The organism is Anaeromyxobacter sp. SG64 (genome assembly GCF_022690745.1).
GTDB classification, from domain to species: domain Bacteria; phylum Myxococcota; class Myxococcia; order Myxococcales; family Anaeromyxobacteraceae; genus Anaeromyxobacter; species Anaeromyxobacter soli.
The window spans coordinates 1-20,991 of record NZ_JALCZB010000009.1; the positions used below are offsets into that span (position 1 = coordinate 1).

At 76.0% G+C, this 20,991-nt stretch carries 17 protein-coding genes; 10 read left to right on the forward strand and 7 right to left on the reverse strand.

Annotated features, from left to right (window positions below; translation table 11 throughout):
- The coding region (locus tag MNZ29_RS04490; RefSeq protein WP_242353083.1) for a CheR family methyltransferase at positions 1-1,077 on the reverse strand (1,077 nt) is incomplete at its 3' end.
- Positions 1,074-1,535 (reverse strand): chemotaxis protein CheW, encoded by a 462-nt coding sequence (locus MNZ29_RS04495; RefSeq protein WP_242353085.1) that lies wholly within the window; start codon positions 1,533-1,535, stop codon positions 1,074-1,076. The genes MNZ29_RS04490 and MNZ29_RS04495, both read right to left, overlap by 4 nt.
- A gap of 362 nt (positions 1,536-1,897) precedes the next feature.
- On the opposite strand from MNZ29_RS04495, the gene MNZ29_RS04500 reads away from it, so the two are divergent.
- Positions 1,898-3,424, forward strand: coding sequence for a hypothetical protein (locus MNZ29_RS04500; RefSeq protein ID WP_242353088.1), 1,527 nt, complete (start codon positions 1,898-1,900; stop codon positions 3,422-3,424).
- 38 nt (positions 3,425-3,462) lie between these two features.
- Here the strand turns inward: MNZ29_RS04500 and MNZ29_RS04505 are convergent, their stop codons facing one another.
- Positions 3,463-5,250, reverse strand: a complete 1,788-nt coding sequence (locus tag MNZ29_RS04505; RefSeq protein ID WP_242353090.1) for a glycoside hydrolase family 15 protein — start codon at positions 5,248-5,250, stop codon at positions 3,463-3,465.
- 121 nt (positions 5,251-5,371) lie between these two features.
- Here MNZ29_RS04505 and MNZ29_RS04510 point away from each other — a divergent pair, with 121 nt between their 5' ends.
- Positions 5,372-6,184: a cation transporter gene (locus MNZ29_RS04510; RefSeq protein ID WP_242353101.1), complete on the forward strand. Its 813-nt coding sequence runs from the start codon at positions 5,372-5,374 to the stop codon at positions 6,182-6,184.
- Positions 6,185-6,228: 44 nt separating this feature from the next.
- On the opposite strand, the gene MNZ29_RS04515 is transcribed toward MNZ29_RS04510, so the two are convergent.
- A complete protein-coding gene (locus tag MNZ29_RS04515; RefSeq protein ID WP_242353103.1) occupies positions 6,229-6,846 on the reverse strand; it encodes a hypothetical protein in 618 nt (205 codons plus the stop codon).
- Between the two features lie 316 nt (positions 6,847-7,162).
- On the opposite strand from MNZ29_RS04515, the gene MNZ29_RS04520 reads away from it, so the two are divergent.
- The 6 genes from MNZ29_RS04520 to MNZ29_RS04545 all read left to right on the forward strand — a co-directional run bounded on the left by MNZ29_RS04520 (position 7,163) and on the right by MNZ29_RS04545 (position 13,220).
- Positions 7,163-7,612 (forward strand): hypothetical protein, encoded by a 450-nt coding sequence (locus MNZ29_RS04520; RefSeq protein WP_242337383.1) that lies wholly within the window; start codon positions 7,163-7,165, stop codon positions 7,610-7,612.
- Positions 7,609-8,205 carry a hypothetical protein gene (locus tag MNZ29_RS04525; protein WP_242337381.1) on the forward strand — a complete coding sequence of 199 codons (597 nt, stop codon included), beginning with the start codon at positions 7,609-7,611 and terminating at the stop codon, positions 8,203-8,205. The genes MNZ29_RS04520 and MNZ29_RS04525 overlap by 4 nt, the downstream gene beginning before the upstream one ends.
- Before the next feature lies 1 nt (position 8,206).
- Complete coding sequence (locus tag MNZ29_RS04530; RefSeq protein ID WP_242353106.1) at positions 8,207-9,601, forward strand: hypothetical protein; 1,395 nt, start codon at positions 8,207-8,209, stop codon at positions 9,599-9,601.
- Complete coding sequence (locus MNZ29_RS24845; protein WP_242353125.1) at positions 9,601-10,842, forward strand: PAS domain-containing sensor histidine kinase; 1,242 nt, start codon at positions 9,601-9,603, stop codon at positions 10,840-10,842. Before MNZ29_RS04530 ends, MNZ29_RS24845 begins: the two co-directional genes overlap by 1 nt.
- 9 nt (positions 10,843-10,851) lie before the next feature.
- Positions 10,852-12,192, forward strand: coding sequence for a sigma-54 dependent transcriptional regulator (locus MNZ29_RS04540; protein ID WP_242353128.1), 1,341 nt, complete (start codon positions 10,852-10,854; stop codon positions 12,190-12,192).
- A gap of 74 nt (positions 12,193-12,266) precedes the next feature.
- Positions 12,267-13,220 (forward strand): ketopantoate reductase family protein, encoded by a 954-nt coding sequence (locus MNZ29_RS04545; RefSeq protein WP_242353130.1) that lies wholly within the window; start codon positions 12,267-12,269, stop codon positions 13,218-13,220.
- On the opposite strand, the gene MNZ29_RS04550 is transcribed toward MNZ29_RS04545, so the two are convergent.
- On the reverse strand, positions 13,207-14,238 hold the full coding sequence (locus MNZ29_RS04550) for a DUF3187 family protein (RefSeq protein ID WP_242353140.1): 1,032 nt from the start codon (positions 14,236-14,238) through the stop codon (positions 13,207-13,209). The two genes, MNZ29_RS04545 and MNZ29_RS04550, sit on opposite strands and share 14 nt — an antisense overlap.
- 163 nt (positions 14,239-14,401) lie before the next feature.
- On the opposite strand from MNZ29_RS04550, the gene MNZ29_RS04555 reads away from it, so the two are divergent.
- Entirely contained in the window at positions 14,402-15,871 is a 1,470-nt protein-coding gene (locus tag MNZ29_RS04555; RefSeq protein ID WP_242337369.1) for a carboxypeptidase-like regulatory domain-containing protein, read from the forward strand.
- 44 nt (positions 15,872-15,915) lie between these two features.
- Here the strand turns inward: MNZ29_RS04555 and MNZ29_RS04560 are convergent, their stop codons facing one another.
- Together MNZ29_RS04560 and nhaA are read right to left on the reverse strand one after the other, a co-directional pair.
- Positions 15,916-17,319 (reverse strand): HAMP domain-containing sensor histidine kinase, encoded by a 1,404-nt coding sequence (locus MNZ29_RS04560; RefSeq protein ID WP_242337367.1) that lies wholly within the window; start codon positions 17,317-17,319, stop codon positions 15,916-15,918.
- Between the two features lie 183 nt (positions 17,320-17,502).
- On the reverse strand, positions 17,503-18,834 hold the full coding sequence (gene nhaA, locus MNZ29_RS04565) for a Na+/H+ antiporter NhaA (RefSeq protein WP_242353142.1): 1,332 nt from the start codon (positions 18,832-18,834) through the stop codon (positions 17,503-17,505).
- A 208-nt stretch (positions 18,835-19,042) separates the two neighbouring features.
- On the opposite strand from nhaA, the gene MNZ29_RS04570 reads away from it, so the two are divergent.
- Complete coding sequence (locus MNZ29_RS04570; RefSeq protein ID WP_242353144.1) at positions 19,043-20,989, forward strand: chloride channel protein; 1,947 nt, start codon at positions 19,043-19,045, stop codon at positions 20,987-20,989.
- The last annotated feature ends 2 nt before the right edge of the window (positions 20,990-20,991 follow it).

Sequence of the window (20,991 nt, forward strand, 5' to 3'; positions counted from 1 at the left end):
CAGGAGCTCGAGCGCGAGCGCGACGCGCGCGCCGTCGGCGGGCGGGGCCGCGTCGGCCTGGGCCGGCGGGGCGTCCTGCCCGGCAGGTGCGTCCCGCGGCGCGGGCGCGCGCGCCGCCGCGGCGAACCGGGCGACGCGCTCCGAGGCGTCCTGGATGGCCTGCACCCACGCCGTCCGCGCGTCGGGCGGGGGCGTCGGCGCCGGGAGCTCCTCCTGCGTCAGGGCGGGCGCGAGCCCGCGCTCGTCGGCGCCCCGGGACTGGTAGTAGAAGGTCCCGTGCGACTGCCGCAGGTGGTAGTCGGTCGAGACGCCGCGCAGCGTCTCGGCGTGGCCGAGGAAGAGATAGCCGCCGGGCACGAGCGCGCCGGCGATCCGCGCGACCACGCGCCGGAACACCTCGGGCGAGAAGTACATGACGACGTTCCGGCAGAAGACGACGTCCCAGCTCCCGGGCGCCCACAGCTCGGGATCCTCGTCGACGAGGTTCCGCTCCTCGAACGTGACGAGGGCCCGCACGTCGTCGACCACTCGGAAGTCGCGGCCCTCCGGGCGGAAGAAGCGGGCGCGCAGCGCGGGCGACGTCTGCCGCAGCGACCAGGCCGAGTAGCGCGCCTCGCGCGCCCGGGCGATCGCGGCCGGGTTGACGTCGATCCCGTGCACGCGCACGTCCCAGGACGCGAGCTGCGGAGTCGCGCGGACGAGCATGGCGAGCGTGTACGGCTCCTCGCCCGAGGCGCACCCGGCGGACAGGAGCCGGAGCCGGCGGTCGACGCCGCGCCGGCTCACCCGGTCCGGCAGCACCGCGCCCGTGAACGCCTCCATGTCGTTGGTGTTCCGGAAGAAGTAGGTCTCGCCGACCGTGAGCCGCTCGGCCAGGGCCCGGACCTCGTCGCCGCTCGCGTCCGTCGAGAGCCGCGCGACGTACGCGTCGATGGACCGGACCCCGGTCGCCTCGGCCCGCTCGCCCGCGACCTGCGCGAGGAGGTCCAGCTTGTCGTCGTCGAACCGCAGCCCGAGCCGGGCGCCCAGCGCGCGGCGGAAGCGCTCCACCTGATCCGGGCGGGCCGGGCCGATCACGCGACGTCCTCCTGCCCGGTGATGGCGCGCCACGCGCCGTCCGGCACGATCCGCGCCGCGCGCAGGAGGACGAGCAGCTCGCCGTCGAGCGCGCCGAGCGCCTCGATGGCGCCGCCGTCCGCGGCGCCCAGGAGCGCCGTCGCCGTCCGGTCCCCGCCGGCGATCGACGCGACGCCCGTGACGGAGTCCACCGCGAGCGCGGCGGGACGAGCGCCGCAGCGGACGAGGACGAAGCGGGTCGCCGGCGCGGGGGCGACGCCGAGGAACGCGCCGAGCTCCACCACGGGGACGGCCGCGCCGCGCACCACGGCGCCCCCGAGCACGAACGGCGGGAGCCCCGCGCACGGCGTCGTGGGGAGCGGACGCAGGGTCTCGATCACCTGGGAGAGCGGGATCGCGCACGCACGCCCGCCGGCGCGGACGAGCAGGACGGATTCGCGCTTTCCTTCCGGGTCCACGACGCCTCCAGACGGGGCATTCACCGTAGGCGACCGGAGGGCCGGGCCGCAAGCATCCGAGCGCCGCTCGGTCGACCCGCCGGTCAGCCGGCGGGAGCCTGGTCGGTCGCGTCGGGACCTCGTCGAGGACTCGCGGGGGCGGCGTTCCGCCCACCGTTCTGCGCCTCGCCGGCAGCAAGCCCCCGGGACGGGAATCCCCCTGCGTGCCTCGGCCGTGGGGCCGTCCCGTGGCGGCAGTTGCTCGCGCGCGGCGCGACGCTCAGCGTCCCGACGTGAAGCCGCTCGTGTGACGGCAGGGCGAGCGGCGCGTCGTCGAAAGGGGAAGCGGAGTGAGCGGACGTCTCGGCAGGAAGTGGGTCTTCGTGGCAGCCACCCTCCTCGCGGCGTGTGGCGGCGGTGGCGGCGACGGGGCGAAGCAGCCGCAGGAGCAGCCTCCGCCGGTGCAGCCGCCGCCGGTGCAGCCGCCGGTGGATCCTCCCGTCGTCGTGCCGCCGCCCGACGCTCAGCCGGCGGTGACGCTCGCGGCGCCGGCCACCGTGGGCAGCTGGTCGTTCTACGCCGCCGAGGGAGACAAGGTCGGGGTCTACGACGCGTCGCCCGACGAGGCCGGCAACGTGTACGTGGCGGCAGGCGCGGCGGTGTTCGCGAAGGCGCGCACCGACGCCGAGTTCAAGGCCTTCGACGCGAAGTCCGCGGGGCTCACCACGAACTGCGACGAGGCGCAGACGCTGCTGTGCCCCGTCATCTCGGTCGCCGGCGCCGCGCCGGGCCGCGCGGTGCTCGGCTTCATGGGGATGGGCACCGACGGCGACCTCGACCCGGAGTGGTGGATGTCGTCGGGCGGAGCGGACGTGGTCGACTTCGACGCGGCGGCGGGCACGCTCTCGCGCGCGCGGCACGTGTTCATCGCGGCGCCCCCGGAGCGCGTGAACGAGACGGGCGCCTACGACTTCTGGAACCTCGGTCGCAAGAAGGTCCGCCAGGTGCACCGCATCGCGGTCGAGCACGACACCGCGCGCGGCTCGCACTACGGGGACGTCTGGTTCGCCGGCTCGCACGGCTCGTTCTCGGTCCTCATCGCGAACGCCGCGGAGCGCGGCTGGCACGTGGACGCCACGAAGTACCCCGGCTTCGAGGCCGCGCAGGACGTGTGGGAGCACGATCACCCGGATCTCCGCGGCGTCATCTACGAGAACGGCGTCCCCCGGAAGCCGGGCGGGGAGATGATCACCGGCACCGCCACCGCCCTCGCCATCGACCCGACGACGGGGGATCCGTGGGCCGCGAACGGCATCCGGCTCGCGGTGAAGAAGGGCGCGGGGGCGCGCGCCGACGGCTGGAACGCGCCGATGTTCCCGCCGAAGGACGGCGACTGGTCGGCCTGGACCGGGTTCTACGACGTCTGGCCGGACCCGATCTTCACGTCCGCCACCGAGTTCTGGGCGAACAACCCCGCCTACCAGGACGCGGTGAGCTCGATCTCCTTCTGCCCGGACGGGACGCTCTGGATCGCCTCCGAGATCCACGGGCTCGCGCGCCGCGCGCCGGGCGAGCCGCTCCTGGACGACGTGTTCGAGCACGTCGCCATCCCGCCGGAGTACTGCTGGGACGAGGCCGGCACGTCCGTGTGCGCGGTGTACTCGGTCGCCTGCGACCCGAAGGACGGCTCTGTCTGGGCCGGCCTCGGCTACGGCGTCATCGGCCGCTACAAGGACGGCGCCTGGACGTTCCCGGTCCCGAAGACCGCCCCGCTCTTCGCGCAGCAGAACCCGGTCGGCTCGATCCAGATCGACGCCTACGCGGGCGTGGACGGCCGGATCGTCTACTTCAGCCACATGGCGACCTGGAAGGGCGCGAACGGCGGGCTCACCGTCTACCGGGGACCGTAGCGCGCCTCACGCGGGACCGCGAGCCCGGCGCGCACCGCTCAGCGCGACCGCCGGCTCGCGGGCCCGCACCCGCGGGCCAGCACCTCGGCGCTGCCGACGAGCGCCATGTGGCTGAACGCCTGCGGGTAGTTCCCGACGAGCCGCCGCGCGCCCGGGTCGTACTGCTCGCTGAGCAGCCCCACGTCGTTCGCGAGGCTGCTCACGCGCTCGAACAGGCGCACCGCCTCGTCCCGCCGCCCGGCGAGCGCGAGCGCGTCCACCATCCAGAACGAGCAGGCGAGGAAGATCCCCTCCCCCGGCGGCAGCCCGTCGGGCGTGGTCGCGGTGTCGTAGCGTCGCACGAGGCCGTCGTCCACGAGCTCGCGCCCGATCGCGTCGATGGTCCCGAGCACGCGCGGGTCGCGCGGGGGCAGGAACCCGACCACCGGGATGACGAGCAGGCTCGCGTCGAGGTCCTTCGCGCCGTAGCGCTGCACGAACGCGCCACGCTCGACGTCGTAGCCGCGCCGGCAGACCTCCTCGTGGATCTGCTTGCGCAGCGCCCGCCAGCGCTCGACCGGGGCCTCGAGCCCGAACCGGCGCACCGCCCGGATGGCGCGGTCGAACGCGACCCACGCCATCACCTTCGAGTGCGTGAACATCTGGCGCCCGGCGCGCACCTCCCAGATCCCCTCGTCCGGCTCGTCCCAGCGCCCCTCGAGCGCCTCGAGCAGCGCCCGCTGCATGCGCCACCCCTCGGGCCGCGGCGAGAGGCCGGCCTCCTCCGCCTGGAACAGGCTGTCCATCACCTCGCCGTAGACGTCGAGCTGGAGCTGGCGGTGCGCGGCGTTGCCGACCCGCACCGGTCGCGAGCCCTCGTACCCCGCGAGCCACGGCACCTCCCGCTCGTCGAGCCGCCGCTCCCCGGCGAGGCCGTACATGATCTGCAGCTTCTCCGGATCGCCCGCGACGGCGCGGAGGAGCCAGTCCCGCCACGCCGCCGCCTCCTCGCGATAGCCCGCGTCGACGAGCGCGGTGAGCGCGAGGGTGGCGTCGCGGATCCAGCAGTAGCGGTAGTCCCAGTTGCGCACGCCGCCGAGCCGCTCGGGCAGCGAGGTCGTGGCCGCCGCCACGAGGCCTCCCGTGGGCGCGTACGTGAGCGCCTTGAGCGTGACCAGGGACCGGATGACCTCGTCGCGCCACGGGCCCTCGTGCGTGCAGCGCGCGACCCAGCCCGCCCAGAACCGCTCGGTGTTCTCCAGCTGGACGAGCGGGTCGATCGGGCGCGGCGGCGCGCGGTGCGAGGGGAACCAGGTGAGCGTGAAGGGCACCCGCTGCCCCGCCTCGACCTCGAAGGTGCGCCGCGCGCAAGCGTCCTCGAGCTCGCACGCGAGCGGCGAGCGGAGCAGCACCGCGTCCGGTCCCGCCAGCGCCTCGACCCCGCCGTCGAGCCGGCGCAGCCAGGGGCGGCGCGCGCCGTACTCCATCCTGAGCCGCAGCTCGAAGTCGATCGCGACGCGCCCCTCGACGCCCTCGACGACGCGCACGAGGTCGGGCACGTCCGCGCGCGGCGGCATGCAATCGACGAGGCGGACACGCCCGCCGTCCACCTCGAAGTCCGTCTCGAGCACGAGCGTGCCGGGGTGGTAGCGCCGCGTCACGCGGCGCGGCTCGAGCCTCGGCGCGATGCGCCAGCGCCCGTCGTCCGGACCACCGAGCAGCGCGGCGAAGCACGCATCCGAGTCGAACCGCGGCCAGCACAGCCAGTCCACCGAACCGTCGCGGCCGACGAGGGCGGCGCTCTGCATGTCCCCGACGAGCGCGTAGTCCTCGATCCGAAGCGCCATGCCCGGGTGCTAATCCAGGCGCCTGGCGGTCGCTCCTCCCGTCGCGGCGGCGAGCGGGTTCCCCCGCGGGCTGGCGGTGCGAAGGTGGCCATCACGGCGCGGACGCGGTAACGAACGGCCGATGGGCTCCCCTCACCCCGTGACGCTGCGCCGCACCCTGTTCTCGGTCCCGAAGATGGACTGTCCGTCCGAGGAGCGGCTCATCCGGATGGCGCTCGACGGTGCCGAGATCGGAGAGCTCCGCTTCGACCTCGCCGCGCGGGAGGTCGCCGTCGTGCACGGGGGCGACGCGTCCGCGCTCCTGGCCCGCCTCGTGCCGCTCGGGCTCGGCGCCGCGGTCCTCCAGAGCGAGGCGGCGGCAGCGAGCGCCGGCGCGGTGGACTCGGACGCTCGGGAGGCGGGGACGCTCCGCGCGGTCCTCGCGATCAACGCCGCGATGTTCGCGGTGGAGCTCGTGTCCGGCTGGCTCGCGCAGTCGATGGGGCTCGTCGCCGACTCGCTCGACATGCTCGCCGACGCGGCGGTGTACGCGCTGGCGCTCTACGCCGTCGGGAAGCCCGCGGCGCTCAAGGTCCGGGCCGCGCACGTCTCCGGCTGGCTGCAGGCCGCGCTCGCGCTGGGGGCGCTCGGGGACGTCGTGCGGCGGCTCGCGGCGGGCAGCGCGCCCGAGGCCCCCGCCATGATGGGGATCTCGCTCCTCGCGCTCGCCGCCAACGTCTCCTCGCTCCTCCTCGTGTCGCGCCACCGCGACGGGGGCGCGCACATGAAGGCGAGCGTCATCTTCTCGACGAACGACGTGCTCGCGAACCTGGGCGTCATCCTCGCGGGCGCCCTCGTCGCGATCACCGGCTCCCGGCTGCCCGACCTCGCGGTCGGCGCTGCAGTCGCCGCCATGGTGCTCGTGGGCGGGATCCGGATCCTGCGGCTACGTTAGAGGACGCCAGCCGCGCGGGGCGGCGGGCGTCCTCCGCCCGTCGCTCAGGGTGCCGTGGCGGGCTGCACGCCGGCGGTGCCGTCGCACGCGTACGGACATGCGGTGCCGTCGGCGCAGGCGCCCATCGCGTACGTCCCGTCGGGGTTCGCCAGGCAGGCGCCCGGCCCCGTGCCCTCGCCCAGCATCGCCTGGCAGCGCACGCGCTGCTGCTCGAGCCAGCCGCTCATCTGACAGAGGTGCTGCTGCATCTCCGCGTGGTTCGCGAGGGCGTCCCCGGCGCACGCGACCGCCTGGTGGCGGGCGAGCTCCGTCGTCATCGCCGCGACGCCGCAGGAGAGATCGGCGCCGCCGCTCTGCATGCCCATCCCGCCGGTCATGCCCATTCCGCTCGTCCCACCCATGTGCTGGCCGTCGCCCGCGAGCGCGCCGCTCATCTGGCGCATGCGCTCCAGCGCCGGGCCGGCGGCCGCGCCGTACCGCGCCTGCGCCGCCTGGCAGGCGTCGGTGGTGCTCGCCGTGGACGCCTCGGACTGGTAGGTCTGGACCGCCGTCGCGAGGTCCCCCCGCGCCGCCTGGTACGCCTGGACCTGCGTGTCCACTCCGCCGCTCTCCGCGCCGCCGCACGCGGCGACGATCCCGAACATCCAGCTCTTCGTCCTCACGTCTCTACCTCTTGCGAGCGAGGTACTCCGCGGAGAGGCGCTCGCCTCCGGCTCCGGGCCGCGGCGTGCTCCGGCGCGCCGCGACCCCTCTCCATCGCAGTCGGCGTGCCACCGCTGCCGCCGCCCCGAAACGGCTGCATTTCAGGCGGATGTGAGCGCGGCCGGGGCACGCGGCACCGTACCATCCGGTACGCTCGACCGTACTGCACGGGACACCGGCGGGGCGAATCCCCGGCGTCCGCGCCGGGTTGCGAGCGGCACGAGGCGTGCTTTTCGCATCGTTGCCGCCGCGGGCGGCTCCCAGGAGAATGAGTCCATGCGCCAAGCCCCCCTCGCCGCCCTCGCCCTCGCCGCCGCGCTCGGCCCTCTCGCCGCCTCCGCCGACGACGAGACGATGCGCGCCGCGCACGAGGCGGTCCGGGAGGCCCTGCTCGAGCGCGCGTCGCTTCCGGAGCGCCCGCCCTCGCTCCCCGACGGCGACCTGATGGCACCGGGTGCCCGCGCCGAGCGGGAGCGCCGCGAGGAGGCCTCGCGGGCCGCCCACGACCGCGCCGCCCGTCACGGCGAGCAGCAGCGCGCGCGCCACGTCGGTCGCGACCGCGACCACGGGGCCGACGCGGGCCACCGGAGCGGGATGCACCCGGGGGACTCGGCGGGTGACTGCCGCGACGCGGCCGGGGCGGTGCGCACGCGCGAGATGCACGGCGGGATGGAAGGCGGTCACATGGGCGGTGGCATGGACGGCGGCCACATGGGCGGGAGATGAGCGGAGTCGTCGTGCTGCAGGCCGCCGCCCTCGCAGTCCTGGTCGCCGCGAACGCGCCGGCGGGCGGCGCCGAGTCGCATCTCCTCGCCGGAGCGGCGCACTTCCGGGCCGAGCGCTACGACGCGGCGCTCGTCGAGTTCCGCGTCGCCGAGAAGCTCGGGGAGCCGGAGGCAGCCGGGTACGCGGGCGCGGCGCTCGTGAAGCTCGACCGCTTCGAGGAGGCGGTCGAGACGTTCGAGACCGCCGGCGACGGCGGCCTTCCGCTCCACGATTACTACCGCGCCCTGGCCTGCTACGGCGCCCGGCTCTACACGTGCGCCGACCGGCTCCTCGCGGGCCTCGGCGACCGCTCCGGCCCGCGCATCGCCGAGCAGGCGCGCGCCATCCGCGCCGAGCTCGCCCCCGCCCTCGCGGCGGCCCCTTCGGAGACGACCCTCGCCTGGTACCGCGCCCGCTGCCAGGCCCGCCGCGCGGAGGGCCGCGCTGCGCTCGCCGCGGCCTACTGCCGGGAGGCGGACGCGCTCGCGACGCGAGCCGGCACGACGCGAGCCGCGGACCCGGACGGCGACGTCACGCCGCGGAACGGAGGCTGAGGTGCTCGCTCCCCTCCTATCGCTCGCGCTCGCCGCCGTGGATCCCTGCGCGCCGGTCGAGCCGCTCCCGCCCGATCCGGCCGCCGCGCAGGCTTACCGCGCCGTCGGCGACTCCGAGCTCGCCGCGGGGGCGCGGGACAGCGCCGCGGCGGCGTACCGCGAGGCGCTCGCGCGCGATCCCGTCGACGCGGCCTCCCGCGCCGCGCTCGCGCGGCTCTGCGCCGCGCGCGGCGAGGACCCGTTCCAGGAGGGCCTCCGCAAGCTCGACGCGGAGGATCTCGCGGGCGCGGCGCGCGCGTTCGAGGCGGCGTTCGCCGCGGATGGCAGCGCCCCGGCCGCGCTCCTCGGCGGCATCGCCCGCTACGAGCTGGGCGACGACGCGGCCGCCGAGCGGCTCCTGCGCGCGGCCGAGCGGGAGCCCGCGCACCGCGAGGAGGCGCGCTTCTACCTGGGGCTCGTCGCGCTGCGCGCCGGCGACGGGACGCGGGCCGCGTCGCTCCTCGAGGGCGCGGCGGCGAACCCGGCGCTCGCGAGCCCCGCCCTGGATCTCGCCCGCCTCGCCCGGAGAGATGGCCGGCTCGTCCTGTCGTTCCTCGCCGAGTCCGGCTGGGACTCGAACGTCAACCTGGGCCCGGGCGGCCCCGAAGGCGTCGCGCCCAGGTCCGACGGCACGGCGTCGCTCTCCGCCTCGGCCCTGTGGCGCCCGCGAGGCGCCCGCGGCCCGTACCTGCGCGCCGGCGGGCTCTGGCACGAGCTCGCCCGGCTCGACGCGTACGATCTGGGCGGGGTCGAGGCGGCCGCCGGCTGGCAGCTCCGCGCCGGAAACCGTGGCGCGGCCGCGGAGTACGAGTACGCGCACCGGGCCCTCGGCGGAGAGGACTACCTGGGCGCCCATCGGCTCCTCGCCTCGGGCTGGCTGCGCCGCGGCCGGGCGGCCGTGACCGGAAGCTACGCCGTGCGCTTCGAGTCCTACGCCGGCAACTGGTCGCCGTTCTCCGGAGTCCTGCAGCGGGCCGAGGCGCGCGCCTCGCTCGACGCGACCTCGCGGCTCCGGCTCGGCGTCGCGTACGCCGGCGCGCGGGACGCCGCGGACGAGCCCGTCCTCTCCTTCTGGGAGCACGGCCCGCGCGCCGAGGCGCGCGTCCTCCTCGGGCGCGCCCGGCTGGGAGTCGATCTCGGGCTCACCTTCCGGGCCTACGACGCGTTCGACGCCGCGCTCGGCGCCCGGCGCCGCGACACCTACCTCGACGGCGCGACGTTCCTGGAGGTGGATCTCGCCGACCGCTGGATCGCGCGGGCGGGCGTCGTCGGCCGGCACGCGCTGTCCAACGTCGACGCCCTCTCCTACGACCAGGTCGCGCCCTCGGTGGCGATCGGTTACACGCTGGGACGGTAGTGTCCCTCGCGCGCATTCCCCTCGCCGCGGCCGCCGTCGGCCTCGCCGTCGCGCTCACCGCGACGCTGTCCCTGCATCGCTCCGCGACCGGCGCGCTCGATCGGGTCCTCGAGGAGCGGCTCCGCGGCGCGGGCACCGCCGCGGCCGAGCTCCTCGCCGACGTCCCCCCGACCTCCCAGCGCCTGCGCGCCATCATGACGGCGAACGCGCTCGAGGGAGCGTACGTGCTCTCGCCGGAGCTCGTCGTGCTCGCCGACGCGACCGGGCCCGCGGGTGCGCGGGCGGACCTCTTGCGCGTGGACGCGGGTCGCGTCGCGCGCGCGCTCCGCGGCGAGGCCTCGATCGCGTTCGGGTACGCCGTCGGCGACCTGCCCGTCGCGACCGGCTACTTCCCGATCCGGGGACCGGACGCCCCCCGCGCGGTGCTGGCCCTCGAGGCGGGCGAGTCGTTCGCGCAGGCGCGGGCGGGGGTCCGGCGTGCGCTCCTCGTGGCGGTCGTCGTCTCGGTGCTCGGGGCGCTGAGCCTGGCCGCGCTCGGGATCCACTGGGCGCGCGGCGAGGCGCAGCGCCGCGTCGGCGCGGAGCGGGCCGCGCGCGGCGACGCCCTCGCGCGGATGGGGGCCATGGTCGCCCACGAGATCCGCAACCCGCTCGGCGTGATCCGCGGTGCGGTCGAGCTCGTGCGCGAGCGGACCGCGGGCGCGCTCGGCCCGCGCGACCGGGAGGCGCTGGAGGACGTGCTCGGCGAGGTCGAGCGGCTCCGGCGGCTCACCGACGACTTCCTCGACCTCGCGCGCGAGCCGTCGATCTCGCCCGCGGAGCTGGACGCGGCCGCGGTGGCGGACGAGGCCGCCCGCGGGCTCGCGCGCTCCCACCCGCGGGTGGAGGTCCGGCTCGCGGTCCCGCCGCTGCCCGTGCGCGCCGATCCCGCGCGCCTGCGGCAGGTGCTCTCGAACCTCCTCCAGAACGCCGCCGAGGCCGGCGCCGGGCGGATCGAGATCCGGGGGTCGGCCGTGGACGGCGCGGTGGTCCTCGAGGTGCGGGACGACGGGCGCGGGATCGATCCCGCGCTGCGCGCGCGGCTGTTCGAGCCGTTCGCGACGGGGCGCAAGGACGGCGCGGGGCTGGGGCTCGCCATCGCGCGCAGGATCGTGGAGCGGCACGGCGGCGAGCTGCGGCTCGTCGCCGGGCCCGGGCCAGGCGCTGCGTTCGAGGTGCGCCTGCCCCGGAGCACTGGATAGGAGCCTCTCATGACGCGGATCCTGGTCGTGGACGACGAGCCGAAGCTCGGGAAGCTCGTCGCCGAGATGCTGGAGCTCGACGGGCACGAGCTCGAGCGCGCCACCTCCGGGCGCGACGCGCTCGTCCGGCTCGCGGCCTCGCGCTTCGACCTCGTGGTCACGGACCTGCGCATGCCCGACGTGGACGGGCTCGCCGTGCTGCGCGCCGCGCGGGCCCTCCCGCAGCCGCCCGACGTGATCGTCATGACCGCCTACGCCTCCGCCGAGTCGGCGGTCGAGGCGATGAAGGCGGGCGCCGTCGACTACGTGACGAAGCCGTTCTCCATGGACGAGCTCCGGCTCCGCGTCCGCCGCCTCGTCTCGCAGCGCGGCGCCGAGGCGCGGGAGGCCCGGCTCGTCGCCCGGCTCACGCCCGAGCTCGTGGCGGAGAGCCCCGCCATGCGCGCGGCGCTGCAGGCGGCCCGCCAGGTCGCGGCGACCGACGCGACCGTGCTGCTCCTCGGCGAGAGCGGCACGGGCAAGTCGCAGCTCGCGCGGTTCATCCACTACCAGGGGCGCCGGGCCGCCGGCCCGCTCGTCGAGGTGCACTGCGCGGCGCTGCCGGAGACGCTCCTCGAGGGCGAGCTCTTCGGCCACGAGAAGGGGGCCTTCACCGGCGCGATCCAGCGCAAGGCCGGCCACCTCGCCGCCGCGGACCGCGGCACCCTGTTCCTGGACGAGATCGGCGAGATCACCCAGCCCACGCAGGTGAAGCTCCTGCGCTTCCTGCAGGATCGCCGCTTCGTGCCGCTCGGCGCGACCGAGGAGCGGACGGTGGACGTGCGGGTCGTGTCCGCGACGAACCGCGACCTCGCGGGCGCCGTCGCGGAGGGCGCCTTCCGCGAGGACCTGTTCTACCGCCTGAACGTGTTCGCCATCGCGGTGCCGCCGCTGCGGGACCGGCGCGAGGACGTGCTCCCCCTCGCGGAGCGCTTCCTGGCCGCCCGCGGCCTGCCGCCCGAGAAGCTCGGCCCGAGCGCGCGCGAGCGGCTCGTCCAGCACCGCTGGCCGGGGAACGTGCGCGAGCTCGAGAACGTCCTCGAGCGGGCGCTCATCCTCGCCGGCGAGGACGAGCTCCGGGCGGAGCACGTCGCCCCGGGGACCGCGCAGCGCGCGCGCCGCGTGGGCGACCTGCTCGTCGAGGGCTTCAGCCTCGACGCGCTCGAGCGCGAGCTCCTCCACGCCGCGCTCGAGCGCGCGGGCGGGAACAAGACGCACGCCGCCCGGATGCTGGGCGTCAGCCGGCGGCGCCTCTACTCGCTCCTCGCGAGCCACGAGGGCGAGGGCGGCCCGGAGCCGGATGCGCCGTGAGCGGTCGGCCGGTGCCCCGGCGCCCGCCGCGCGGCGAACGTGCGGGCGTGCGGCGGCTTTGCTAAACAGCCCGGATGCGCATCGTGGTCGTCGGAGCAGGGGGCGTGGGCGGGCTGCTCGGGGGGCTGCTCGCCCGCTCGGGCGTCGAGGTCGCCGTCGTCGCGCGCGGCGCGCACCTCGAGGCGATCCGGCGGGACGGGCTCGCGGTCGATTCGTCGCTCGGCGCGTTCACCGTGCGCGTCGCCGCGGACGCAGCGCCCGGTGCGCTCGGACCGGCCGACGCGGTGCTGGTGGCGGTGAAGGCGTGGCAGATCGCGGAGGTCGCCCCCTCCCTCGCGCCGCTCGTCGCGCAGGGCGGCGTCGCCGTCCCGCTGCAGAACGGCGTGGAGGCGGCCGACCGGCTTGCGGAGGCGCTCGGCCCCGAGCACGTCGCGGGCGGGACCATCAACGTCCTCTCCTGGATCGCCGGCGCGGGGCGCGTGCAGCACGTCGGGCCACCCCCGCGCCTCGCCATGGGCGAGCGAGGCGCCCTCGCCGCGGCGCCCTCCCCGCGCCTCGAGGCCGTCGCCGCGGTCCTGAGGGCCGCGGGCGCGGAGGCGGCGGTCACCCCGGAGATCGAGACCGCCATCTGGGAGAAGTTCCTCTTCGTCGAGCCGCTCGGGGCGATCGGCGCCGTGACGCGCGCCCCCGTGGGCGTCCTCCGCGCCGTCCCCGAGACCCGCGCCCTCCTCGCCGCGGCGCAGGAGGAGATCGCCGCGCTCGCCCGCGCGCGGGGCGTGGCCCTCCCGCCGGACGCCGCCGCCCGGGCGCTCAAGCGCGTGGACGGGGTCCAGCCCGACGGGACGATCTCCATGCAGCGCGACGTCGGCGCGGCCCGTCCGTCGGAGCTCGAAGATCAGCCCGGGGCGGTGGTGCGCCTCGCCCGCGCCGCGGGCGTACCGGCGCCGGTCCACGAGGCGCTGCTCGCGGCGCTGCTCCCGCAGGAGCTCGCGGCGCGCGGGCGGATCGAGCCGTTCACGCGGACCTGACGGCGACGCCGCGGCGGGCTTCACGGCCGCGACCGTAGCCCGACGAGGAGCGTGAGGTCGGCCCCGCGGTACGGGCTGAAGACATTCTCCGCGATCCCCGCCTGCAGCTCGACGCGGCGGGCGAGCGCGAACGTCGCTCCCCCGAGCACGTAAGCCGTCGCGCGGTCGACCTGGCCGAGGCCGGAGCCGGCGAGCGGCGAGAGATGGCCGCTCGCCTGGACCTGGAGCGCCACGCGTTCCCCGAGGCCCAGCGTCCAGCCCAGGTTCGCCGCGCCCAGGGTCGCGTCGTCACGTTCACCTCCGGAAGGCGAGCGGTGGGAACCCCGAGGTCGAGCTGGAGTCGCACCGCGCTCGCGGTCCAGCGGAAGCCCGCGAGCACGCTGGCGCCGAGATCGAGCTCCTCGCTCCCGTAGGGCAGCCTTCCCGTGGGGAGCTTGAGCGCGCCGCGCACGGAGAGCGCTCCGCGTCCCAGGTTCGCGACGCTCACCTTGAGCCCGGCCCAGACGTCTCCCACGCCGGCGCCCGGGCCGTCCCGCGAGACCTCGCCGCCCCCACGGCGCGCGAGCTCGAAGCGGGCGACATTCCGGGGACGGCCTCTTCGCTGCGGGTTCGACGCGTGGAACAGGCGCTCCGCTAGCTCGATGGGCCGGTCGAGAAAGCCGCCGGAGTCCACCACGAAGGGCACCGCGAGCTGCGCCTCGACCCCGCGCGCGATCCCTCGGCGCAGGAACAGCGTGGGCTGCGCCGCCTCGACGTGGACGTCGAGGGTGAACCGCTCGTTCTCCGCGACGAGGAGGCTGTTGGCGTACAGCAGGCGCAGCTCGAGCGCGAGCCGCCGGGCCGCGAGCGTCTCCGGCGCCTCGAAGGGGAGCTGGAGGAACAGCCGCGCCAGCGGCGCCGGCTCCTGCCACGCGAGGGGCGGAGCCACGGCGGCTGCGCCCGCGGGGGCGTCCACCGCGCCGGCGCGGACGGCCCCGCAGATCGACGCGAGCGCCATGATCGCGGCGAGCGCTCTCACACCGGTACGTCTTCCCTCCCGATCAGCAGAGCGCCAGCGCCGGCGAGCGTCGCGCGCGCGGGGATCGCTCGCGCACATGGCGGCACATCGCCGCTCATCGCCGCATGGCCGGCAGCCGGCCGTGCGCGCGACGGGCCGCCCGTGTCGTTGTAAGAAGGGACGCATGAAGCCCGAATCCTGGAGGAACTCCGTGCTCCGCAGACCTCAGCGCCTCACCCCGCTCGCCCTCGCCGCGGCGCTCGCCGCGACCCTCGCCTGCGGCGGCTCCGACAAGAAGTCCTCGTGTGACGTGGCCAAGCAGACCGGCTGCGCCTCCGGCCAGGTGTGCGAGGTGCTCGAGGGCGGGACGAGCCTCTGCACGCAGCCGCTCGTCATCCGCGGCAACGTGTTCGACCTCGGCACCGCCGCGGGTATCGAGAGCGCCCGCGTGGTCGCGCTCGACGCGAACCGCTCGCCCATCAGCACCGTCGCGATCACCGACGCCGCGGGCGACTTCAGCATCCAGGTCGCGAACGCCCGGTCGAAGGACGGCAAGCCGGTCGCGCGCGACGTCTTCCTCCGCGCCGACGCGGCGGGATACGCGACGTTCCCGTCGGGCATCCGCGAGGCGCTGCCCGTCAACACCGCCGCGGCCGCTCTCGTGGACGGGCGCTACGAGCTCGCCGACCCGCAGACCACCGACGTGGGCCTGCTCGAGCTCCCCTCCGCCGGCACCGGGACGATCTCCGGCACGGCCGCGGTCCCGGCGAACCAGCCGGGCGTGCTCGTGGTCGCGGAGCCCGCCGCGGGCGGACCCGGGTCGAGCGCGCTCGCCGACCGCAACGGCGACTACGCGATCTTCAACCTCGCCCCCGGCGACTACACGGTCCAGGCGTACGCGCGCGGCGCGGTCCACGCTCCCCGGACCGCGACGGTGGCCGCGGATGCGGTGACCGACGTGGATCTCTCCCTCGTCTCCGGGGCGGCGGGTGCGAAGGTCACCGGGCAGGTCAGCCTCGTGAACCGCGGCGCCGGCACGGGCACGTCCGTGGTCCTCGTCGTCGAGTCCACCTTCGACCCTGCCCTCCTCCGCGGCGAGACGCCCCCTGGCCTGCGCGCTCCCGGGCCGAGCACGGCGCCGAACCTCGACGGCGCCTTCGAGATCGCGGGCGTCCCGCCCGGCCGCTACGTCGCGCTCGCGGCGTTCGAGAACGACTTCCTCGTGCGCGACCCGGACGTCTGCCAGGGTGGGACCGAGCTCGTGCACTTCGACGTGACCGGCGCGCAGCCGGTGTCGCTCGAGACCTTCAAGATCACGGGCTCGCTCGACGTCATCTCTCCCGGCGCGGACGGCCCGGAGCTCCTCACCACGGCCAGCCCGATCATCTTCTCCTGGGTGGACGACAGCTCGGAGACGGCCTACGAGATCACCGTGGTGGACGCCTTCGGCAACGAGGTGCTCCCCCCCACGCGGATCCCCGGCGTGAGCGGAGGGACGCCGACGTTCACGTATCCCGGCACGCTCGCTCCCGGCTACTACCAGTTCAAGGTGAAGTCGGTGAAGGGCCTCTGCACCCCGCCCGGCGCCTCGAGCCCGGTCACCCAGTACATCTCGCAGACCGAGGACCTGAAGGGCGTCTTCATCGTGCCCTGACGGTCCTCCTCGGCGATCGATCCCCGGCCGCGTCCGCCGTCGCCTCAGGGCGCCGCGGGCGCGGCCGACTCGTTCTCGGAGGCGAGCCGCGGTGCGTCGTGCGCGAGGGGCAGCCGGACGGTGAAGATCGTGCCCGTCCCCTCCAGGCTCGCGACGGCGACGGAGCCGGCGTGCGCCTCGACGAGCCGCCGGACCACGTAGAGCCCGAGCCCCGTGCCCGCCACCGCCGACCGCAGGCTGCCGGTCCGCCGGAACGGCTCGAAGATCGTCGCCCGGTCGCGCTCCGAGATCCCGATCCCCTGGTCCGCCACCTGGATCACGGCCTCGCCGGACGCCACGCGCAGGGTGGCCCGCACCTCGCCCCCGGCGGGCGAGTACTTGATCGCGTTCGAGAGCAGGTTCGCGAGCACCTGCTCGATCCGGAGCGGATCGCAGTAGACGGGCACGGGGTGATCGGGGACCTCGGACACGAGCCGGTGGCCCGGCGAGGTGCCCTCGAAGAGCTCGAGCGCGGCGCGCACGAGCTCACGCAGGTCCACCCGCTCCACGCGCATCTCGACCTCGCCCGCCTCGATGCGCGCCGTGTCGAGGAGGTCGTTCAGCATCCGCTCGAGCTTCGTCGCCTGCCGGCGCACCACCTCGAACGCGCGCCGCATGCGCACCTCCGGCGGCAACGGACCGCCGGGCGGCACCGCCGCCGCGGTGAGCTTCAGGGCGGAGATGGGGTTGCGCAGGTCGTGCGCGACGCTCGCGAGGAACGCCGCCTGTCCCTGACGCTGCCGCGCGAGCGCGTCCGCCATCCGGTTGAAGTCGCGCGCCATCCGCGCGACCTCCTCCGGTCCCACCTCGCGCGCCCGCACCAGCGGGTCTCCCCCGCCGAAGCGCGCGAGCGCGTCGGAGAGCTCCAGCACCGGCCGGAGCGCCCGCGTCTTCAGCCACCACCCCAGCACCCCCGACGCGAGCACCAGGGTGAGCGCGAGGGAGATCCCGGCGACGTTCGCGATCCGCTGCCAGCGGGCGGCGCTCGCGCGCGCCGCCCGGGCGTGCGCGATGTTCACGTCGACGAGCGCCCCCACCGCGGCGTAGGCCCGCTCCAGCCGCTCCTCGATGCCAGGCGCGCCCATCCGGCTCGCGAGGAGGTACTCCCCGACCGCGTCGACCGCCTCGTGCGCCGCGGCGTGCTCCTCCTGGGTCGCGAGCAGCCGGTCGGCGTCGACGAGGTGCGAGGCGAGCCGCCGCTCGTGATCCATGCGCACGAGCGCATCGCGCGAGCGCGCGTGCACGAGCAGATCGATCGCCGCCTCCTCGGCCTCGCGCACGCTCTCGGCGGACGCGAGGATCGCGCCGTTCGCGCCCTGCAGCGCCGCCGTGATGACGCCGAAGGCGCCGGCCGCAAGGACCCCGAGGCTGGCGAAACCGGCCAGTACGGCGATGAGGCTCGCCTGCAAGCTCGTCTTCGTACGAAGGCTCCTCGTGCAGGGATAGGGATCGACCTTCCACAGCGTGAAGCGCGCTCGTCCGTTCTGGTGGGGGGTCGGACTCTCGGCCGCATCCGCGCGTGGGGCTCGGTGCGGGCGGGGTCCCTCCTCCCGCTGCGGCCGTGGCGCGCGGCCCCACAGGACCGCCGCCCGTCACGCGGGCCTCACCTCCGCGGTGGCGCGGAGCACCAGCGCGCCGGCCACGCCGGAGGCGAGCGAGCCTGCGAGGACCCCGAGCTTCGCCTGGGCGAGCAGGGCCGGATCGGACGCGTAGGCGAGGCCCGCGATGAAGATCGAGACGGTGAAGCCGATGCCTGCGACGATCGCGACGCCGAGGAGCTTGGCGTAGGAGGCGCCGCCGGGCATCGGCGCGAGGCCGAGCCGCACCGCGCCCGCCGCGAAGGCGAAGATCCCGACCTGCTTGCCGACGAACAGCGCGGCCGCCGTCCCGACGGCGACGTCGCCGAGCGGCTCGATGCCTCCCCCCCCGCCGAGCGCCACGCCCGAGTTCGCGAGCGCGAAGAGCGGCATCACGCCGAACGCCACCCAGGGGTGGAGCGCGTGCTCGAAGCGCGCGAGCGGCGCCTCCAGGTCCTCGATCGAGTCCTCGATCCGCAGCAGCGCCTCGGAGTCGAGCTCCTCGTCGCCCGAGGTCCCGAGGAGCCCGCGGACGTGCTCCCCGAGCCCGGCGAGCACCTCGCGCGGACCGCGGCGAGGCCTCGCGGGGATGGCGAGCCCCAGCACGACCCCCGCGATGGTCGCGTGGATCCCGGCGTGGTGGAGCGCCCACCAGAGGAGCACGCCCCCTGCCGCCCAGGGCGCCCAGCTCCGCACGAACGCGCGCGACATCGCCCACAGGCCGGCGGCCACCGCCGCAGCCAGGAGGAGCCAGCGCGCGTCGAGCCCGTGCCCGTAGAACAGCGCGATGACGAGGATGCCTCCGATGTCGTCGAAGATGGCGAGCGCCGTCAGGAAGACGACGAGCCCGTGCGGCACCCGGCGGCCGAGGAGCGCCAGCACGCCGATGCTGAAGGCGATGTCCGTCGCCATCGGGATGCCCCAGCCGCGCGCGCCGGGCCCGCCCGCGTTGAACGCGAGGAACACGGCGGCGGGGACGAGCATCCCGCCCACGGCCGCGACGGCCGGGAGCGCCGCCTGGGCCGGCCGGCGCAGCTCGCCGACCGCGAGCTCGCGCTTGATCTCCATGCCCACCACGAAGAAGAAGACCGTCATGAGCCCGTCGTTCACGAGCTCCAGCAGCGTGAACCGCGCGACGGCACCGCCCACGCCCAGCGCGAGCTCGGTCTCGAGCACGCCCCGGTAGACCTCGGCGCCTCCGAGGTTCACCCACGCGAGCGCGCCGAGGGCCGCGGCGAGGAGCACGATCCCGCTCGCGGCCTCCAGGCGGAAGAAGGCGAGGAACGGCCGCACGACCGCGCCGAAGAGCGGCGCGAGCGGGGTGCGCGCAGGGACTCGATCGTTCATCCAGGCTCCGGCTCCGGCGCAGGCGGGGGAGAGACGAGCATGCACGCCCGCCCGCTCCCCGTCGACCGCAATCGTCTTCGTTTCCGTTGCGCCACAAACGGTTGCGCCGCGGGCGCAGGCGCGCCGGACAAGATGATCATCGAGGCCGGCCGCGGCCCGGCAGGGATGCGGCTTTACGCGCGGGCATCGCGGAGTATCCTCTCGCGCCATGTCCGACCCCCCGTCGCGTCCCCAACCCTGGCGTGCGCTGGCGAGCGCGCTGTCCCGCTGGGTGGACGCCGCAAGCTCGACCGGGCGGGCGCTCCAGGGCGGCCTGTCGCTGCTCGTCCCGGAGGCGCCGCTCGAGCTGCGCATCGCGGGGCGCGTGCTCCTCCACGCCGCGGTGGTCGGCCTGCTGGCGGGGGTGGTCGGCGCAGCCTTCTTCGCCGCGCTCGAGCTCGGCCAGCGCGTCCTCCTGCACGGCCTCGCCGGCTTCGAGCCGGCGCGCGCTCGAGGGGAGGTCGTCGTCGCAGCCGCGAAGAGCGCGGCGTTCCGGCCCTGGCTCCTCGCGCTCCTGCCCGCCGCGGGCGGCCTCGTGAGCGGGCTCCTCACGAGCGCGTTCGCCCCGGAGACGGCGGGCGGCGGCGGCGACGCGACGATCGAGGGGTACCACCGCGGCGGCCTGTTCCGCTGGCGGGTCGTGCCGGTGAAGTTCGCCGCGGCCTTCGCCGCGCTGTCGTCCGGCGGGTCCGGCGGGCGCGAGGGCCCGACGATGCAGATCGGGGCGGCCATCGGCTCGGTCGCGGCGCGGCTCCTCCCCACGAGCCGGCGGGAGCGGCGCGTCCTCTTCGTGGCCGGCATCGCCGCCGGCATCGCGGCCGTGTTCCGCACCCCGCTCGGCGCCGCCCTGCTCGCGACAGAGATGCTGTACCGGGACGACTTCGAGGCCGACGCGCTGGTGCCGTCGATCCTCGCGAGCGTCATCTCGTACTCGGTCGTGATCGCCGCGTTCGGCGAGACGACCCTCCTCGGCCTGTCGCTGCGGTTTCCGTTCTCGCCACGCCAGCTTCCGCTCTTCGCGGTCCTCGCGATCTTCGTCTCGCTCGCCGCGGTGGGCTTCGTGCGCATGCTCCGGGCGGTGCAGGCCCTCTCGCGCAGGACGCCCGGCCCCCGCTGGCTGCGCCCCGCCCTGGGCGGTCTCGGGGCCGGCGTGCTCGGCGCCGGGATCGCCGTCGCGATGGGAGCCTGGCTCGGCCCGGAGGCCCGGGGGTTCGGCGTGATGGGCGGCGGGTACGGCACCGCGCAGGTCGCGATGGACGGCGCGCCGTGGTTCCCCGCCGGGTGGCAGCTCGTGGCGCTCCTGCTCGCCATGGCGGCAGCCAAGGCGATCGCGTCCGCCCTCACCATCGGGTTCGGCGCGGCGGTCGGCGACTTCGCCCCCTCCCTCGTCGTGGGCGCGCTGGTCGGCGCCGCGTTCGGGTACGCCGCCCGGGCGACGTTCGGCGATCCCGGGATCGAGCCGGCGGCGTTCGCGCTCGTCGGGATGGGCGCGTTCTACGGGGGCGTCGCGCACGTGCCGCTCTCCGCGCTCGTGCTCGTCGCGGAGCTCGCCGGGAGCTACGACCTGCTCGTCCCGATGATGCTGACGGTCGGGATCTCGTACGTGGCGCTCAGGCGCTGGTCGCTCTACCCCGCCCAGCCGCGGAGCCGCGCCACGGCCGCCGGCGGCGCGAGCGACGTGCTGCGACAGGCGCTGGCGCGGCCCGCGGCCGAGCTGCTCGTGCTGCCCGACCTGCCGGACTTCCCCGAGGAGGCCCCGCTCTCCGCCGTGGCGGCGGCGAGCGCCGGCACCAGCCAGCGGGTCGCGCTCGTCCGCGGGGCCGACGGACGCCCGCGGGGCCTCGTCGATCTCGCCCTCCTCGGCGCGCTCGGTCCCGCCGAGCTCGGCTGGACGCGCGCGGCCGACGCGATGGTGCCCTTCACCGCGCTCTCGCCCGCGGCGTCGTGGCGCGACGCCATCGCGGCGCTGCACCGGCACGGCCTGCCGCAGCTCCCCGTCGTCCAGGCGGGCGCCGTGCTCGGCTGGGTGGGGGAGCGCGAGCTCGCGCGCGCAGCCCTCGAGCTCGAGCTCGGAGCGACGCCCCCGCTCGCGCCCGCCTCGGGCGAGCCCGGCTAGGA

Coding starts and splice junctions, on each gene's coding strand:
- MNZ29_RS04505 (WP_242353090.1), bottom strand. CDS start 5,250: ATGGCGCTTCGGATCGAGGACTACGCGCTCGTCGGGGACATGCAGAGC.
- MNZ29_RS04510 (WP_242353101.1), top strand. CDS start 5,372: ATGGGCTCCCCTCACCCCGTGACGCTGCGCCGCACCCTGTTCTCGGTC.
- MNZ29_RS04520 (WP_242337383.1), top strand. CDS start 7,163: ATGCGCCAAGCCCCCCTCGCCGCCCTCGCCCTCGCCGCCGCGCTCGGC.
- MNZ29_RS04525 (WP_242337381.1), top strand. CDS start 7,609: ATGAGCGGAGTCGTCGTGCTGCAGGCCGCCGCCCTCGCAGTCCTGGTC.
- MNZ29_RS04540 (WP_242353128.1), top strand. CDS start 10,852: ATGACGCGGATCCTGGTCGTGGACGACGAGCCGAAGCTCGGGAAGCTC.
- MNZ29_RS04545 (WP_242353130.1), top strand. CDS start 12,267: ATGCGCATCGTGGTCGTCGGAGCAGGGGGCGTGGGCGGGCTGCTCGGG.
- MNZ29_RS04555 (WP_242337369.1), top strand. CDS start 14,402: ATGAAGCCCGAATCCTGGAGGAACTCCGTGCTCCGCAGACCTCAGCGC.
- nhaA (WP_242353142.1), bottom strand. CDS start 18,834: ATGAACGATCGAGTCCCTGCGCGCACCCCGCTCGCGCCGCTCTTCGGC.
- MNZ29_RS04570 (WP_242353144.1), top strand. CDS start 19,043: ATGTCCGACCCCCCGTCGCGTCCCCAACCCTGGCGTGCGCTGGCGAGC.